The sequence below is a fragment of the Nitrospira calida genome, from assembly GCF_976986435.1.
In genome coordinates this window covers 3059802-3077799 of the sequence record NZ_OZ335950.1, presented here as the reverse complement: position 1 = coordinate 3077799, position 17998 = coordinate 3059802, and the positions used below count along the sequence as shown (strand labels likewise).

Below are 17998 nucleotides of genomic sequence, written 5' to 3'. Positions count from 1 at the left end.
TGGTTGAGACGATCGTCCGTTCCAGATGGCTGTCACCGATGTCTCTAGGATTCCGGCTCTCCCGATCGCGATCACCCAATAATCCGGTCATCAAGTGCAATCCAGTTAAATTTGTTCTGACCGCCCGGAGCCGTCCTGGGAATGCCCTTCGGTCTCTGCCCGGACGCTTCTGACCCGTCGCCGGGTTTCTGTTCTCTCTCCGCCGAGGCCGACAGAAAGGGCCAGCCCTTGATAAACCCAGTGCGCCGCCTTGGTGCACCTGCCCGCCTGCGGCAAGACACGCGTCGGTGGAATGTGGCAAACTTGATAAGTTATGTGCGCTAGCGGTCCCGCCGGCCTGTTTGCCGGAAAAACTCGCAGACTCGGAAACGGGCTTGACCATAGCGGAGACTAATTGTATAAATGTGACTATATGGTCACGTTAGATTTGCTAGTCGCTTATGGGCTAGAGGTCGTAAGAGGGCGGCGAGGGCTTGGCGCCTTAAAAGAAGGGGAAAACTCGCAGGCGCAAGACTTCGCTTGGAAGCACTCGACGGAACGGGGTTCGCCCACGACGGGGCAAGGCCCTCTGGCCCGCGGGTCGTCCGACAAGAAAGAGTGTCACGCGACCTAGAATTCTGTCACGCACCTGGAGTGGAAAGAAAAGCAGCGGTTGGGTGGTGTGTAGGTCGGCCGTCGACAGCAAAACAGCACAGGGGTCTGTTCAACCCTCCGATCGGTCCCGGTGCATGCAGCAGGAGCGTGTGATTTCGTGAACATCATGCCCCTACGGGTGGATCTGGGACGGCGAGGCGGTGCGTCGACAGGGCAGGAAGAAGAAAAAAGGAGCGGCGTGAAGGCGCTTGTCGAAAGAACCGAATCCTTACTGGGTCGGGTCGGCCGTGTCCTTAAGAAGTCGGCCATCCCTGAAGGCATCGGAAGGCAAGCCTTGTTGCCGGTGTGGATGGCCCAGCGATCACTTGGTCCTTTGTTCGCGCGAAGCCGGGCTGAGCAGACCCTTGGAAGCGCGGTGTAGCCGTTCGATGGATGGAAAGCGCGCACGCCTGAAGAGTTCGAGCATGATGCGGGGCGCATTCCGTTAAGGAACTTGAGCAAGTTGCACGATCACGACGGCGATACCGGTTAACGCCGAACGAAGAAAGGAGGGATAAGCGTGAACAACCGAACCGCATACGGTGCGGCCGGCGGTGTGGCGTTCGTCACCGGACTGTTGGTCGGCGTCAGAGCCGGTCTGTTACTGGCTCCGCAATCTGGATCGAGAACACGTCGACAACAGCGATCGTTGGTGGAAGACGTGCATGAGCGTGCCGGATGCATGGTGATCGATGCGAGAGAAGCTCGTGGACGGGTCGTCGAATCCGGCAACTGCCTGATCGCCTGAGAGATGCAGCGGGAAAGCCGACCTGATCTCCATCAGGGCGGGTTTTGTCCGGATGAGAGGCTCTCATTCGGACAAAACCGTAAAGCCACATGGAAGGAGGACGCGATGCGATGCTCGAGATGTCAAGGCTGGATGACGACCGATTATTTCACCGATCTTCTGGACGATCGTGGTGAACTCGATTTCCGGGGATGGCGGTGCGTCAATTGCGGAGCCGTGGCCGATCCTGTTATTCTGCGTCATCGGGCAGTCGGGGGATTTGAACCGCTGAAGTCCACGCGTCGCTGGCGGCAGTATATGACCGCATATTCATGAGGGCGGAACCGGAGGCCCAGAAATGACACCCTCGACCTCGTCACGGGTGGAGCGTCGGAAAGCACGCACGCGGCAGGCTCTGCTGGAGGTCGCGCTGGTGCTTTTCTCCGAGAAAGGCATCTATTGGACAAAGATCGAGGATATCACCGAACGCGCCGATATCGGCAAGGGGACCTTTTACAAGTACTTCGAGACCAAAGAGGCGCTGCTTCGGACCTTGCTTCAGCAAGGTCTGGACCTCCTCCTGATGAGAACGAAAGACGCTGCGCACGGCGTCAAGCCGGGACCGAAACTCGTCGGCAAGATCATCGCGGCAAGGGTGGATTTTTTCCTGGAACATCCAGAATACCTGTTGCTGTTCCATCAGGTCCGAGGATTGCTCCAGCTCAAGACGGAGTCGGCCAAGGATCTGCGCTCGGTCTATAATGAGCATTTGGATCGTCTCGGGGATCTGCTGCGTCCAGCGCTGGCCGGTAACGGCGCCGCGAAGCGCACGCTCGCCACAGCCCTGGCGGCTTATACCTCCGGCTTGTTGACCTATTATCTCTTGTTCGACAAGGCGGACGAGTTAAAACGGCGGCGCGGAGAGATTCAAGCCCAACTCGAGCGCAGCCTGCAGGCGTTGTTGTAACGTCAGACGTGCCGGTCCGGAGGACGAAGCGTCTGAGAGTCAGCTTGGCATCCGCCGCTGGAAGAGATAAACGTATGAGCGATGCTCTCCAGTCCCGATTGAGCGCTCAAGGCAATCCGCTCGAAGAGTCATCGTGCGGCATGTGGCTGGGCGGAGAAGCGCACGTCGGCTCGCCGGTCTCTTCCCCCAGGCGCCGGCGGCGCCTGTCGTTGTCCGATGGGCTGGAACCGCTTGCCCTCGTCGCTGTTTTTGTCGCAGGTCTGGCGCTCGGCGTCAGTCTGGCCGCGATGTACCCTTCCTCTGCAACCAGAAAGCCTTAACAGGCACAGCTGTGGTCATCAGATTGCCTGGTGCTCCAGGATAGACCTTCCAACCTCGGCATGCAGGGGGAACCCGATCCCGCGGAGAGCGGCTGTTGCGGTTCGTCGGGGGCCGGCGGTTTGATTAGCCGACTTGTCGTGTGCGCCGTTCACACCAACGGATCGGTCGCGTAATGGTGGAACAGGCAGCCAGAAGACAAATCACGGTCAAAAAGATCACGCTGATCAACAAAAAGAATCCGGCTCGGACGTCCTGCAGGGAGATGCCTATCATGATGCGGACCTCAGCGTCTCAAAGATCCTCTCACCAGCTTTTCCAACCGCAGACGCACGTCCATGGAGCTTGGGGGTCGTCCTTCCGGAGCCAACGGCCGCATGCGGGGCAGTGCCGCGTCCAGGCTTGGCGGGGAGCTGGACAGATGAGGGCGAATCCCTCCGGAGTCCCGCGTCGCTGTGGAAGGTGCGTCCCCATCTGCACGCTCCCTATCGATTTCGTGGACATTAGCGGCCTGTTCGGCGGCCGGGTGTGTCAGTTTCATGCGAGGGGATGAGGAACCGTTTCATCACTGGTCTTGCCAGAACCGAAGCTAACCGATCATCGAAGGACAAATCTACTCCGCGAAGGAGGGGAGTCTATCCTTTTTGAGGGAGCATTCGGGTTGGGAGAACAGGCGGACTTGCTGAAAGAATTTTGTCTTCAGTGCTTGGATCCGAACGTCGTGTGCGGCGGCCGCGCTCATGGTATTCGCAACCGGCGAATCGCCCGGGTCCTGCAGCCAGTCAACCTTGCTTGCTGCCGTAGGCCGGTATGTGGGTGTGAGGAGACATGAAAGATATCGAAGGAGGTTATCGAGCCTTACTGGCAGTCACCAACGTCCTCAATTCACAACGGGACACGGACAGCCTTTGGCGGGCCATTACCGAACAGATCAAAAAAGTGGTGCCTTGGGAGCGAGCCGGCATCACGCTCTATCGTCCGGAGACGGATTCTTTTCGCTTTTACGCCGTGGAGACCGACATGCCGACCCGCGTATTGCAGCGCGATGCCATCATTCCCCGGGAGGGGAGCGCGGTCGGATGGGTGTACGACCACCGCAAGATGCATGTCAGGCCGGACCTGCGACGCGAACGGCGATTTCTGGAAGACCACTTCTATGTCCAGGAAGGATTGGGCCGCATGATCAATCTTCCGTTGCTGGCCGGCGAGCGGTGCCTGGGCACTCTGAACATCGGGAGCGTGCAGGCCGGGGAGCCGGACCCGGAGGACCTGGAATTTCTGCGCCAAGTCGCGACGCAGATTGCTTACGCTATTGCCAATGTGCAGGCTTACGAAGAAATCGACCGGCTACGCCGGCAATTGGCGCGGGAAAATGCGTACCTGGTCGAAGAGATCAAGCTCACGCACAATTTCGGGGCCATGGTCGGGAAAAGTCCGGCCTTTCGCAAGGTCCTGAGTCAAGCCGAGGCCGTCGGACCTACCGCGACCACTGTGCTCATCACTGGCGAAACGGGCACCGGCAAGGAATTACTCGCGCGGGCAATCCACGAGTTGAGCCCGCGTCGCCACAACCCCTTTATCCGCGTCAACTGCGCGGCGATCCCGATCGGTCTGGTGGAGAGCGAGCTCTTCGGCCATGAACGAGGCGCATTCACAGGGGCCGATCAACGGCATACCGGTCGCTTCGAGCTGGCGAACGGAGGCACTCTGTTTCTCGACGAAATCGGCGAGATGCCGCTGGAAGCCCAGGCTAAATTGCTTCGGGTTTTGGAGGACGGACTGGTAGATCGGGTAGGCGGCACCCGCCCGGTGCCGGTCGACGTCCGGATCGTCGCGGCGACAAACGCGGACCTCGTCGCCGCGGTGAGGGAAGGCCGATTTCGATCCGACCTGTATTACCGGCTGCACGTGTTCCCGATCGCCATTCCGCCGCTCCGCGAACGATCCGAAGACATTCCCTTGTTGGCGCGGCATTTTCTGGAATTCTACCGCCTGAAACTCAACCGGCCGCCGCTTGATCTCAGCCAAGGTTCGATGGAACGTCTGATGCGGTACCCCTGGCCGGGCAACGTCCGAGAATTACAGAATGTGATCGAACGGGCGGTGATTCTGTCGCGCACCGCAATTGTCGAGATTGCAGATCAGTTTCTGGTTCCTTCGAAGCCCACGCCTTTGGCTTCCTCTTCTGTCAACCTTCAAGATGTGGAACGCGAGCATATCCAACGCGTGCTCCAGCAAACCCGCTGGAAGATCTACGGACCCTATGGCGCGGCGACTCTCCTCGGCCTCAACCCCAGCACCCTGAGGAGTCGGATGAAGAAGTTGGGGATCAGGCGACCCTTCACCGTTCGTGTCGATTAAGTGCATTGTGCGATTCCGCGATCTATCGCGATGGATTCGCGATCTATCGCGATCCCGATTCTCGCCTTGACAGACTTTCCCGTCGTTCAAGTGCCTAATTGTTTGAATTACCATTGGTTTCAGACCACACGGAAAGAGGCATTATCTTGGTACGTCGGTTGCTTCACTGTGCCCGGCCGATCGCGGGGTTTTTGCCTTCGGGTAGCAGCGGATGCGGATATCGAAGCGGTCCCGAGCCGATCGGAAGGGAGGGAACGAAATGTCGGAACAACTTGGCAGGGTTGGGCAAGACAGCAGCGGGCGAAATTCGCTGAACGGCGAGATCGGATTGACGAACTGGCATGGCTGGAAAGAGCGATTTTTCTGGGCGGGGGCTGTCCTTGCGGCCGGATTGTTCGGGTGGGCCGGGACTAGCTGGGCCGAGACGGTCAATGTCACGCTGAGCGCAAAAGTCGCAACGGTTCAAGTAGCCCGGGACGACCAACGCGAAGCGTGGACCTTTAACGGGAGCTTTCCCGGCCCGGTGATCCGCGTGAAGGAAGGCGACATTGTTCACTTCACGTTGAAGAACGAGGCGGATCGCGTGCATTCCATCGACTTCCACGCTGCCAGGACGCCCTGGGACAAACATTTCCAGGGCATCGCATCCGGAACTGAAACGACCTTCACCTGGAAGGCCGAATATCCCGGTGTCTTTTACTATCACTGCGGGACCGACCCGATGATTCAGCACATCGCCAACGGCATGTTCGGCGCCGTGATCGTGGAACCGCGGAACCCTCTGGTCAAGGCGGACCGCGAGTATGTGATCGTGCAGAGCGAAGTCTATTCCTCGCCCTTCGACGTGGATGCCATGATGGCAGGCAAGCCGAAGTTCGTTGTCTTCAACGGCCGCGCCAACCGATACCTCGACGAGCCGCTGGTTGCCAAACCGGGCGAATTGATCCGGCTGCACGTCATCAACGCCGGCCCGAACCATTTCTCCGCGTTCCACGTGATCGGCGCGGTGTTCGACCGCGTCTATGCAAGCGGCAATCCCAAGAACGTCGAGTATGGCATCCAGACCTATACGTTGCCGCCCGGCGGCGGCGCGACGTTCGATCTGATTATTCCGGAGGAAGGGGTGTACCCAATCGTGACGCACTCGCTACAGGACGCGCTGACGGGCGCGATCGGCGCCATCCGGGTGGCGAGCGAGGAGAAAGCAGCGGCGGTGGACGCCGAAGCCGGTGAAGTCGGTTCCGCTTTCGAGACCGGCGCGCGCACGCCCGGCGTGATCGGCCGGAACGGGCTGTGAGGGACCGATGATCTATTGGCTGACGGTGGCGATACTGATGCTGGCGGCGCTCGTGTCCCTTATCAGGGTGGTGACCAGTTAAGGAAATACCGGGTCGCGCGCCGTCGATCTAGAGGAGCTCGGCCCCGCTGAGTTATACTTCTTGCCCTAGTTGCCGGGGACAAGGGACGCGGGGTTATGAGGACGATTCGAGGGCGGATGGTGCTGGCGATCTTTCTCGTCGGCTGCATTCCGCTTCTCGCGGGGCTGATCCTCGCCTGGATGTCAGGCATGCGGTCGCTCCGCGACGTCATCGGCGGCAACCTCCAGGCGCTCGCCGCCCAGGTTGCGGATCGGGTCACCATGCTAGTGCAAAGCGAGATCCAGAACGTGCAATTGCTGGCCTCAGCGCCGTTGCGCGTCCGCCTGCCGGTCATCCTCGCCAACCGCGCATACGGCGCGGACTCCGCCGCCGCGCGCGCACTCATCGAGCAGCGTGCCGAGCTTTGGCGCAACGGCACCGAGTTTTCCGAGCGACTTCTCAATTCCGAATTGTCCCGTTTCCTGCTGGAAACCAAGGTCCGTGGCGGCGACAAGGTTGCCGGGCTTCTCATCACCGACCGGTACGGGGCGCTGGTGGCGGCAAGCTCCGAGCCGGATCGCTACTTTTTCGGCGATCAACCCTGGTGGGAAGCTCTGCAAGACGAGCGGTCCGGCCATGTGTTCATCACGGACGTGATCGCCGGGCGGCAGGGTTCCTTCCGGACGCCGGAAGAGACGATCGACATCGCGGTCTCGATCCTCGACGACCATCAGCAGGCCGTCATCGGCGCGATCAAGGCCACGTATCGGTTCGATGCTCTCTTCGCCTTGATCAACCAGATCAGAATCGGGCAGACCGGGCATGCCATGCTGTTCAACGCGGCCGGCCAGCCGCTCGTGTGCCCGATTTTGCCTCGCCAAGCCCACCGTATCCACGAACAGTTGATGGGGCTCATTGTGTCGGCCGAACCTGGCTGGGGCATTGCGGAGGACGACGGCCACGGCGCCCGCGATACCGTGGTCGGCTTCGCACCGGTCAGGGGCTTGGGTCCGCCGATCAATACGTGGCATATCTTCGTCCGCCAGCCTCCCTCGGAAAGTTACGCGCCGATCCGCGAGCAAATCGCCAACCTGGCCCTCATCGGGCTAGTGATGGTCGGGTTCCTGGCGGCGATGGGCCGATATGTGGCCGCTCGGATTGCCAGACCGATCCAGGTGCTCCGCCAGAGCGTTGAAGCGATCAGCCAAGGGACCTATGATGGGTCGCTCACCATTGAGACGGGGGACGAATTCGAAGAGTTGGCGACCACCGTCCATCGTATGGCGGATCGTCTGAAAGCCTCCCGGGCCGAGTTGGAGACCTTGAACCGCACCCGCGCGTGCCGGGTCGACGAGAAAACACAGGAAGCCGCCGCCCAGATGCGGAAACTCGAATTGACGGAGCGGCTGGCCGCGCTAGGTAAGGTTGCTAGCGGCATCGCGCACGAAATCAACAATCCTCTGGGGATCATCATCAACCGGATCGAATGCATGGAGGCAGAGGCGGCTCAACTGCCGCTGCCGGCAGATGTGATGCGCGATTTGCAGGCGATCCGCGCGCAAGCCGAGCGCATCCTGCGGGTGACCCGAGGGATGTTGACGCTGTCGCGCCATGCCGCCACGACATTCAAGCCGATCGATGTGGCCTGTGTCATCCGGACCGCTCTTGCGGTCGCGGCCGAACGCGTGGCGGCCCGTGGCGTCCGCCTGGACTCGATCATCGAAGCGGATTTGCCTCCGGTGATGGGGGACCGTGATCGGTTGGAAACGGTCTTGCTGAACCTGGTCAACAACGCCGTGGATGCGGCGCAGGAAGGGCCCGGGCCAGCGGTCGTGACGGTGACCGCCGATCGGGTCCGCAACCGGCAGGACGATTGGGTGACCGTCCGCGTCTCCGACACCGGGCCCGGCATCCCGGAAGAACTGATGGAGCGGGTGTTCGACCCGTTCTTTACGACCAAACCGATCGGCGAAGGGCACGGACTTGGTCTCTTTCTTGCCCATGGCATCGTGACCGAGCATCGCGGCCGGATTGAGGTGGCCAACGGCGGACCCGGGGCGGTCTTCACCGTCTGGCTTCCGGCGCTGCCGTCGCCTGAGACTTCCGAACAGGATTTGCAGTGGGAATTGCGGGCAAAATCTTAGTCGTGGACGACGAGCCGGAAGCGCTGGAGAACTGCCGTCGCCTCTTGCGACGCCTTGGTTACGACTGCCTCACCGAAAGCGATCCGGTGCGCGTGCCGGACGTACTGGAACGGGAACGCCCCGGACTCGTCCTGACCGACTTGCGCATGCCAGGCATGGACGGCCTTGAGATATTGGGCGCCGTCAAGCGCGTGGACCCTGAGACCCAAGTGGTGCTGATGACCGCATATGCGACGGTCCAGACCGCCGTCCATTCCATGCGACAAGGTGCCTTCGACTATCTCGCAAAGCCCTTTTCCAGCGCGGACCTCGAACAGGTAGTGCGGCGGGCCTTCTCAACTGCTGAACGGCCCGAGCGGTTGGGAGGCCGGACGACCGGCCGAACCGAGGTACGCGCGGCGGCTGCTTGTCCGGCGCTGCACAGCGAGCTAGATCGGATTCTCGGCGACAGCCCGGCCATGCGCGCGGTTCTTCAGCTCGTGCGGAAAATCGCCCCGACGACCGCTAATGTCCTCATCTACGGCGAAAGCGGCACCGGGAAGGAATTGGTGGCGCGCGCGATTCACGCCATCAGCCCGCGCGCTTCCAGGCCGTTCGTGCCGGTCGATTGCGCCTCCTTGCCGGAGAACCTGCTCGAATCGGAGTTGTTCGGCCACGAAAAAGGCGCCTTTACCGGCGCCGTAACGAGTAGACCCGGTTTGTTCGAACTGGCCAACGGAGGCACCGTATTCCTGGACGAAGTCGGCGGGATGAGTCCCAGCTTGCAGGCTCGGCTACTGCGCGTGTTGCAAGAGCGGCAGATTCGGCCCGTGGGCGGAACGCGGTTCGTCGACGTCGACGTGCGGATTGTCGCGGCTTCCAATCAAGACCTCGAACAAGCCTGCCGGCGGGGTGGATTTCGCGAGGATCTCTACTATCGGTTGAACGTCATTCAGCTCGTGCTCCCGCCACTTCGCGCCCGCGAGGGAGACATCGAACTGTTAGCCGCGGAATTTCTGCGCCGAGCAGCAGAACGCAACGGCCCGGCATCGGCTGTACCACGGTCGTTCGACCCAGAGGCGCTGCGGCTGTTGACGCGCTATTCCTGGCCGGGAAACGTCCGTGAATTGCAGAACGTCGTGGAACGAGCCGCCGCGCTGGCCGACGGGCCGGTGATCATGCCTGCACACCTGCCGGAGCGGATCCGCATGCTCTCGCCGGAGCCGATCGCCGATTGTCCGGCAAGTTCCTACAAGCAGGCCAAGCAACGGCTCGTCCGGTCTTTCGAACGCTCGTTTCTAGTGGATATCCTACAACGGCACCACGGGCATATCGGCCACGCGGCCAGGGAGGCGGGTTTGGATCGCAAGACCATCGAGCGCATGATCAAGCGGCACGGCCTCCGCGGCCTGTATTGATTCCGACTTCTCACCCTCAAGCGGTATCCGATCATCGGGTTTCCCAGCAGCATCTGACAAATCCCGCCGCGAGGTCTCTCCACCTCGAGCACTCAAGGCCGCTCCCTTCGGCGCCTCCATTAGTCGGGCAGTGACGCCCCATATGGGACGAAGAGGTCTTCCATGTTCAGTCATGGCTGTTATACAGCACTGCTTATCAGACGATTCATTCGATAGGACATTCAAGTCCCATACGTTTCTCAAGTTCATGCCGGCCTATCATATTTGCCTTGAAATGTGAAGGCCTTCGGATGACTTGTGGAGAACGTGAGAAGGCACAATCCTTGCTTACGCTTAGCCCGATTTGCTCCTCAATGTTGTGAAGCCGGTTGTCACTCATCCGGTGGGAAGAAAGGGGAATGCTGGGCTGGCGCTCCGGCGTTTCCCCCTGCCAAGGTGGGGTTTCCCTCGGATCCTTGCACACAACCGAGACGGGTTCGCTGATCGTTGTTTTGTGAAAGGGAGGAGTTGTCGATGCGGAAGACCAGAGATTGCCGGGATATGTGGAGACTTCGGGGACTGGCGCTGGTATCGGCGGCCGTACTGGTCGCCTCCGGCGTGGAGGCGGGAACCACCAGTTCCCGTCACGAAGGCGCGGACACACGCGACGCCGCGCCCCACGCGCACGTCATGGCCTATCCGACCGCGCCCTGGGCAGAACGGCTGAAGGGGCAGACGATCGTCGAGGATACGTTGGAAGGGCGACCAGAACGGGCGGCCATGGTCGAGCGCCAGCACCAGCGAATCATGGAGCAGATGGAGCGGGACGCACAGGCGCAGCGGACCGACGGGTTCTATAACACGATGTCCATGATGCACCAATATGGGGCGGGCGGCCAGGACATTCTGCTCATGTCGCGGACCGGTGACGAGCCGGTGACTGGCCTCGGCGGACGTTGCCCGGCCAGCGCGCCAGTCAAGCGCTACGACATCTCGGCGATCAACGTCGAAATCACCTTGAATATGTGGCTTGATTACTACCCGGGGTACATGTACGTGCTCACGGAGAACATTGACAAGGTGCGGGAAGAAGAGGCCAAGAACCGCGAAGCGCGGGGCCGGGAAGGTTACGATCCTGGCGCGGTGACGAACGGTCTTCAGAATCAGTGGATCCAGCCGCTCGTGATCCGCGGCAACCAAGGGGACTGCGTCAAGATCACGCTGCGCAACCAATTGGAAGGCGGCGAGGATGTGAGCCTCCATATCCACGGCTCTAGCATGGTGGTAAGCGCGACCGGCAAGCCGGCGACCACGACCAATCCGGACGCGATCGCCTCCCAGGGCAAAAGCGTCGATCTGGAGTGGTACATCCATCCCTCCACGCAGGAAGGCGGGCGGCAATTCCACTCCTACAGCAACGACCGCGAGCTGACGGTGATGGGGCTCTTCGGCACCTTCGTGGTCGAACCCAAGGGATCGGAATACCTCGACCCGCTGGGCAGCGGCGATCCGACCCCGCTCGCGAGCGGCTGGCAGGCCATCATTAAGAACGGCACGGGCCCGGACTTTCGGGAATTCGTCATCATCTACCACGAGGTGGGCGACGAGGCCTTCCGTCCGGTCAACAAGAAAGGCGACTTCATCCCGCAGCGGGATCCGCTTACGGACGTCTATCGCCCGGTCGCCCGTGCGCTGAATTATCGCAGCGAGCCCTTCGGCGTGGACAATATGGAGACCCAGCACGCGTACTTCGGGTTCGAGGACGAGTCCATGGCCTACAGCGCCTATACGTTCGGCGATCCGGCCACGACCATCCCGCGGAGCTATCTGGGCGATCCCGCCAAGTTCCGCCTGGTCCACGGCGGATCGGAAGTGTTCCATTCCCACCATCCGCACGGCGGGGCGATCCGTTGGCCGAGAAGCCCACGGGCGATCGACGAGATGCCGTTGTGGCACGCAGCCAAGAACGGTCCGGTGAAGTATCCGGTGATCCGCACCAAGTCGGATCGGGTGGACGTGGAGGTCATCGGACCCTCGGAGACCATGGACCTCGAAACCGAGTGCGGTTCGGGACTTTGCCAACAATTGGCCGGTGATTTCCTGTTTCACTGCCATGTGGCCCACCACTATATCGCCGGCATGTGGGGTTATTGGCGGGTGTACAACACGCTCCAGCAGGGCGAGTATCACAACGACACGATGCCGGATCTGCGTGAGCTGCCCGACCGCAAAGGACGGATCAAGCCGGGTGTCACCTCCGATCAACTCATTGGCCGGACTGTGGACTGGTTTGGCAAACGGTTCACGATCGTGGCAAAGGGGAAGAGCAACTGGAAGGCAGATCCCGCGGTCGTGACCATAAAGGATTGGGTCGAGATGCAGTTGCCGCCTCAGGGAAAACCGGGCCACAAGGACGACGAGCGGGGCCAGACGCTGTCCTACGATGCGACCGTCCTCGATTGGGCTTGGCAAGGCGATCGCGCCATGACCGAGCGGGAGAACACCGTCCCTAATCCCCGCTACCAGTCGCCGGCGCCCGGCCAACGGTTGCCGATCCTGTTCGAGCCCTCGACGGGGAAGATCGCGTGGCCTCATCTCAAGCCCCATTTCGGGCGGCGCGCGCCCTTCTCACAAAATCACAATCCTTCGCCCTGGCTCGAGCCGATTCATCTCGATGAGGACGGGCTTCCCAGTTCCTATCCCGCCAAACCCGGCGAGAATGGCCGTTGGAGCATGTGTCCGGAGAACGCAGGCCGCAAGTTTTACAACGTCCACTTCATTCAGACGCCGATGATGCTCGCGGACAAACAGGGCGATGAGCCGCCCATCATTGACAAGGGCGGGTTGATCTACGTGCTCCACGAAGAAGAGGCGGAGGTCCGGAAGAACAACGACCGGAAGTTCCCGCTCGTTGTGCGGGCGAACATCTACGATTGCATCGATTGGATGCTGACCAGCGAATGGAATGACGACGACCATACCAATTTCCATGCCTCCAAGATCAACACGCACTGGCATTTCTTGCAGTTCGACAACCAGGCGTCGGACGGCGTGATCACTGGGTTCTCCTATGAGCAGTCGGTCCGACCTTTCACCATGCTGGAGAAAAAGGTGAACAAAGGTCTCCCCTTGCCGATGAACACCGTGTTCGTGAAACCGGCCAAGAAAGGCGAGCGCACGATCACGGTCAAGAACGCGGCCCAGTATCATCCGAACATCGAAATCCTGATCGGTGCGGATAACGTCGAAGGGAACGAAGTCGGGCGGATCAAAGCCATCAAAGGCAACCAGATCACGCTGTACCGGCCGCTGCGGCACGATCACCCGGTCAACGACATTGTGACCGTGGAGTTCGTGCGGCAACGGTTCTGGGTGGACTCCGACGTGGGCACCGTATTCTGGCACGACCACGCGTTGGGCCGGGTGACCTGGGGTCACGGTGGATTCGGCACGATCATCATCGAGCCGGTTGGATCCACCTACCATGATCCCAAGACCGGCAAGCCGATCCGGAGCGGTCCGTTGGCGGATATCCGGACCGTGGAGCCGGTGGGCTACGGCGTCAATGGCAGTTTCCGCGAGTTGCTGGTTCAATTGAACGACAGCGTGCCGCATACGGTGAACATCGTCACGGAAGGGAATCCTCCGGGACAGCCGATCGAGGTGGCATTGGAGGCCGGCAAGACGGTCTCGTTCGTCATGCCGGAAAAGATTCCCATGACGCCTATGCCCTTCTTGAACGGCGGCACTCATACGACGGGAGGAAGCCTGAATTTCCGCGCCGAACCCATCGCGGCTCGGCTGAAGGCCAATCCGGACCGCTCGAAGATCTTCAGCAGCGCGGTGCACGGCGATCCGTACACGCCGATGGTACGCGCCTACCTGGGCGACACCGTAGTGTTTCGGCTGCTTCAGACGATGACGAACGAAACCATGGTCTGGACGCTCTCCGGACATACGTTCCTGACGGAGCGCTATGCCGGGGACGCGAACCGGAAGAATTCGATCCATATCGGAATCGCGGAACGGTATGACCTCGTCGTGCCGCAAGCCGGAGGGCCGAGGTTGCAGCCCGGCGATTACATCCACTTCAACGGGCGGTCGTCGAAATTCTCCGAAGGAGCATGGGGGATTCTCCGGGTGCTGGACAAAGAAGTGCCGGACCTTCAAAAGTTGCCAGCCGGCTATTCCGGGAGGAATGAGATTCCGAAGCCCTTGCCGATCTGTCCGGCCGACGCGCCGGTGAAGACCTTCAACGTCGTGGCGATTGACTATCCGTCGATGAAGCTCAACCCGAAGGCGCCGGATGCGATCGAGGTGGACTTCGAGCGGAAGATTCAGCTCCGCAACCCCGACGCCAAGATCTATCTTCTGGAAGAGGAGGTCTCCAAGGTGGCGGGCGGGCTGCAACCCATGCCGCTCACGCTGCGGGCCAACGTCGGGGATTGCATCAAGGTCAAGCTGACGAACCGGATGAAAGAAGGCCGTGCTTCCTTCTCGGCGATCTCCCTGGCCTTTGATCCGAAGGACTCGCTAGGTGCCAACGTCGGAAACAATCCCGGCGATCAGACGGTGGGCCCTGGCGAGAGCCGGACCTACACCTATTATGCCGATCCGTCCCTGGGCGAGATCGCGTCCCTGGTGTGGGACTGGGGAGACGTGATGACCAACCCGCGCAATGGGCTCTTCGGCGCGATCATCATCGGACCGAAGGGCGCGACGTACCGGGATCCGAAGACCGGCGCCGACATCTCCAACAAGAACAGTTGGATCGCCGACGTGATCGTGGATCGGACGATCCCAGGGTACGAACACCGGGCGAACTACCGCGATGCGGCGTTGTTCTTCCAGGACGAAGACAACATTATCGGGACCAGTTTCATGCCGTATGTGCAGAACGCCGCGGGCCTGACGGCGGTCAACTATCGTTCGGAGCCGTATAAGTTCCGAGAAGAGATCGGCTGCACGCTGGGCAGGGTCTTCCAGCCCTGCGCCGTGGATAAACCCGAGGACCCGGCCACGCCGGTCATCGAGGCGCATGCCGGTGATCCGGTACGCATCCACGTCTTCGGCGCGAGCAACGAGCAGAACGGCATGTTCAGCGTTGAGAAACACGAATGGCCGATCGAACCGTTCATGCGCGGAGCAGATCAGATCAGCGTCGTGGAGTTCTCCGGCTCAGAAACTCTGGATGCGTTCATTCCTTCGGCAGGCGGGATCTACCGCCTGCCAGGCGACTACGTGTGGAGCAATCAGCGGTTGCCCTATTCGCAGTCCGGGCAATGGGGATATCTCCGGGTGTTGCCACCTGGCGACCAGCGCATCGCGCCGTTGACCGGCGCGGCGCCGGCCTTGAAACAGGCCCGTGTGGAGCCGTCTGACCACGGTCCGAGTTACGTGTCCGCTTCCAAGTAGACCGGCCGTTCGATCGCGAGGGAAGCCCGTCCGGGCTTCCCTCGCGGAACTCCGCAATTCCTTCCTCTGCGCTTTCCGTTCCCCTTCGCGGTAACTCGCAGCGTTCCGCGACCCATTGCGGTTCGCCGCGCTTGGGTCACGGAAATCGCCTCGGCTCTTGATCCTGATTTCTCTCGACAAATCAAGCGATTGTCGCCACACGTCTCTGTCGCACCACAAACGGCACGGAGCTTGCTCGGTCCTAGGATAGGACCGGAGGCTTGGCGGAAAGGGAGGATGCGCCATGCTGGACGACATGACGACGCTCGCGGCGGTCGGAGGGCTCGGAACTGCGCTGTTGGTCTTCGCGAATCTGTGGCTGGATCGGCCGCCGGCGTCGGAGGAGAAGCCCATTCGGCGTGAGAGAACGGAGAGGAGGAACGGACGATGGCGACGGATTTGACGAGGCGATCCTCATGGAAGAGAAACTGGAGCACTATCTCCTGCTGGCTCTTGGTCTTGGCGTTTTTGCTGGCGCAGCCTGCGGTACTGGGCATGCAGGCCCTGGCGCAAGAATCCGATCCGACCGCGGCGATCACGGGGATCTCCGCCGATCCCGCGTCGAAGATCCAGAAAGGTCGTGATGTGTACTACAAAACCGAGGGGGTCGTGAGCGGGCCCCCGGCACCCAGGACCGCGGATGACAGCACGCATTACCCACGCTACAACTTCGAAAGCCGGGTGCTGATCTGGTTCGCGAACCAACAGCATCTGTATTACGGCAGTTTCGTCCTGGCAGTCCCAATCTTTTGCATGATCATCGAATTTCTCGGCATGATCACGAAAGACCGGGCGCTTGCCAAGCGATATGACCAGCTCGCGTACGACTTCATCAAGATCAGCCTGACCGCTTATTCCCTCACCGCGATCCTGGGCGGGATTCTGCTGTTCAGCTTTCTGACACTGTACCCGACCTTTTTCGGCTATCTCTCCAGCATCTTCCGACCCGTGATGCATCTCTATGCCTTGCTCTTCGTCGCAGAGAGCGGGACGCTGTACATTTACTATTACGGCTGGGACAGGATGAAGGAGGGCTTCTTGAAGTGGATTCATCTGAGCATGTCGGTCGTTCTGAACGTCATCGGGACCGCGCTCATGTTCCTGGCCAACAGTTGGATCGCGTTCATGATGTCCCCGGCCGGGGTCGACGAGGAAGGTCGATACCTGGGCAACATCTGGCACGTGATCCACACGGCGCTTTGGAATCCGTTGAACGTGCACCGGATCCTCGGCAATATGGCCTTCGGCGGAAGCGTCGTGGCGGCCTACGCTGCCTACCGTTTTTTATCGGCCAAGACGAACGAGGAACGCGCGCAGTATGACTGGATGGGCTACGTCGCCATGTTCATCGCCGTGCTGTTTCTCATCCCGCTCCCGTTCGCCGGCTATTGGCTGATGCGGGAAGTGTATGCCTACCGGCAGCAGATGGGCATCACGCTGATGGGCGGCCTGCTTGCCTGGCTTTTCATCATCCAGGCGACCATGATCGGGGCGCTGTTCCTGACGACCAGTTACTATCTGTGGCAGTGCATGGAACGGATGCGCGGTGCCGAAAAATATCTGCGGTACGTCAAATACCTGGTGTTCGTCATGATCGTGAGTTTCCTGATTTTCATCACGCCGCACACGATGGTGATGACCCCTGCCGAACTCAAGGCCATGGGCGGCCAGCAACATCCGGTGCTCGGCAACTATGGAGTCATGTCGGCGAAGAACGGCGGGATCAACGTTATGATCGTGACGACGATTCTCAGCTTCATCTGGTACCAGCGCGGGAATAAGATTCCGACCGTGTCGTGGGCCAAGTTCGGAAACATCTTCATGGGGACCTTTTTCACGCTGGCCTATGTCAACATCATCTGGTTGGCCGTGTACGGCTATTACATCCCCGCCAACGTGCGGATCGGACTGTCGGTGCCGCAGGTTGCTACGACTCTCTCCTGCCTGATCTTCATGACGGCGCTCAACCTCGCTCTGCTGAAAGGCGCCAAGCAGGGTGGGCCGGTGGAATGGGGAAGGATGTCAGCGCGGTCGCAATACGCGCTCATTATGCTGGCCACGGAATTCACCTGGATGATGGCGTTGATGGGCTATATTCGTTCGTCGGTCCGGCTCTTCTGGCATGTGAACGAGATCATGCGCGACAATTCGCCCTGGGCCTACACCCACACCATCGGCTTCGCCGCCAACATGATCTCGTTCAACGTTTTGTTTTTCTGGATCACCATCCTCTTCGTGTTCTGGCTGGCGTCTTTGAGCGCCAAGAAGGCCTCAGTCGAAAGCGGCGCTTCGGTTCCCCAGCTTCTGCATCAGCCTGCGGTCAGGACCTGACAGACCGATTCTGTTAACGAATTTCTAGTCCCGCAGAGACGGGCGTCGCCGGGCAAATCCTCGATCGGCGATGCCCACGTCCTATCGGCTCCGCCGCACGGCGACACACAGTCGCGTCATGTCGCGGGTTTCGCGGCGACTTCCGCGTAATATCACGGATCAGCGGACCGTGCGGTTGTGCTCAGTGCGCACACCGGCCGAAAGCATTTGATTCATCAACATTTTCCGGACGCGTCTTTCTCGCACCCCGAGGCACAAGGGTTGCGTCGTGGCGAGCCGGGGCCCGGTGGAAATCCGCACGCCGTCTACGCACTGCGCGTCGGCCGGAT

The 17998-nt window shown here is 60.6% G+C and carries 10 protein-coding genes; all 10 read left to right on the top strand.

Going from position 1 to position 17998, the window contains the following annotated elements; all coding sequences use genetic code 11:
- The first annotated feature begins 1153 nt into the window (after positions 1–1153).
- The 10 genes from ACWHTU_RS14955 (at position 1154) to ACWHTU_RS14910 (ending at position 17669) form a co-directional block, all read left to right on the top strand.
- Complete coding sequence (locus tag ACWHTU_RS14955; RefSeq protein WP_447860184.1) at positions 1154–1381, top strand: YtxH domain-containing protein; 228 nt, start codon at positions 1154–1156, stop codon at positions 1379–1381.
- A gap of 337 nt (positions 1382–1718) precedes the next feature.
- Entirely contained in the window at positions 1719–2327 is a 609-nt protein-coding gene (locus ACWHTU_RS14950) for a TetR/AcrR family transcriptional regulator (protein WP_447860183.1), read from the top strand.
- A 74-nt stretch (positions 2328–2401) separates the two neighbouring features.
- Positions 2402–2647 (top strand): hypothetical protein, encoded by a 246-nt coding sequence (locus ACWHTU_RS14945; RefSeq protein ID WP_447860182.1) that lies wholly within the window; start codon positions 2402–2404, stop codon positions 2645–2647.
- Between the two features lie 826 nt (positions 2648–3473).
- Entirely contained in the window at positions 3474–5006 is a 1533-nt protein-coding gene (locus tag ACWHTU_RS14940; RefSeq protein WP_447860181.1) for a sigma-54-dependent Fis family transcriptional regulator, read from the top strand.
- A 259-nt stretch (positions 5007–5265) separates the two neighbouring features.
- Entirely contained in the window at positions 5266–6303 is a 1038-nt protein-coding gene (locus ACWHTU_RS14935; protein WP_447860180.1) for a multicopper oxidase domain-containing protein, read from the top strand.
- A 177-nt stretch (positions 6304–6480) separates the two neighbouring features.
- Complete coding sequence (locus ACWHTU_RS14930) at positions 6481–8508, top strand: sensor histidine kinase (RefSeq protein WP_447860179.1); 2028 nt, start codon at positions 6481–6483, stop codon at positions 8506–8508.
- A complete protein-coding gene (locus tag ACWHTU_RS14925; protein ID WP_447860178.1) occupies positions 8484–9905 on the top strand; it encodes a sigma-54-dependent transcriptional regulator in 1422 nt (473 codons plus the stop codon). The genes ACWHTU_RS14930 and ACWHTU_RS14925 overlap by 25 nt, the downstream gene beginning before the upstream one ends.
- Positions 9906–10418: 513 nt before the next feature.
- Complete coding sequence (locus ACWHTU_RS14920; RefSeq protein WP_447860177.1) at positions 10419–15299, top strand: multicopper oxidase domain-containing protein; 4881 nt, start codon at positions 10419–10421, stop codon at positions 15297–15299.
- Between the two features lie 283 nt (positions 15300–15582).
- A complete protein-coding gene (locus ACWHTU_RS14915; protein ID WP_447860176.1) occupies positions 15583–15741 on the top strand; it encodes a hypothetical protein in 159 nt (52 codons plus the stop codon).
- Positions 15726–17669: a cytochrome ubiquinol oxidase subunit I gene (locus ACWHTU_RS14910; RefSeq protein WP_447860175.1), complete on the top strand. Its 1944-nt coding sequence runs from the start codon at positions 15726–15728 to the stop codon at positions 17667–17669. The genes ACWHTU_RS14915 and ACWHTU_RS14910 overlap by 16 nt, the downstream gene beginning before the upstream one ends.
- Positions 17670–17998 lie beyond the last annotated feature (329 nt).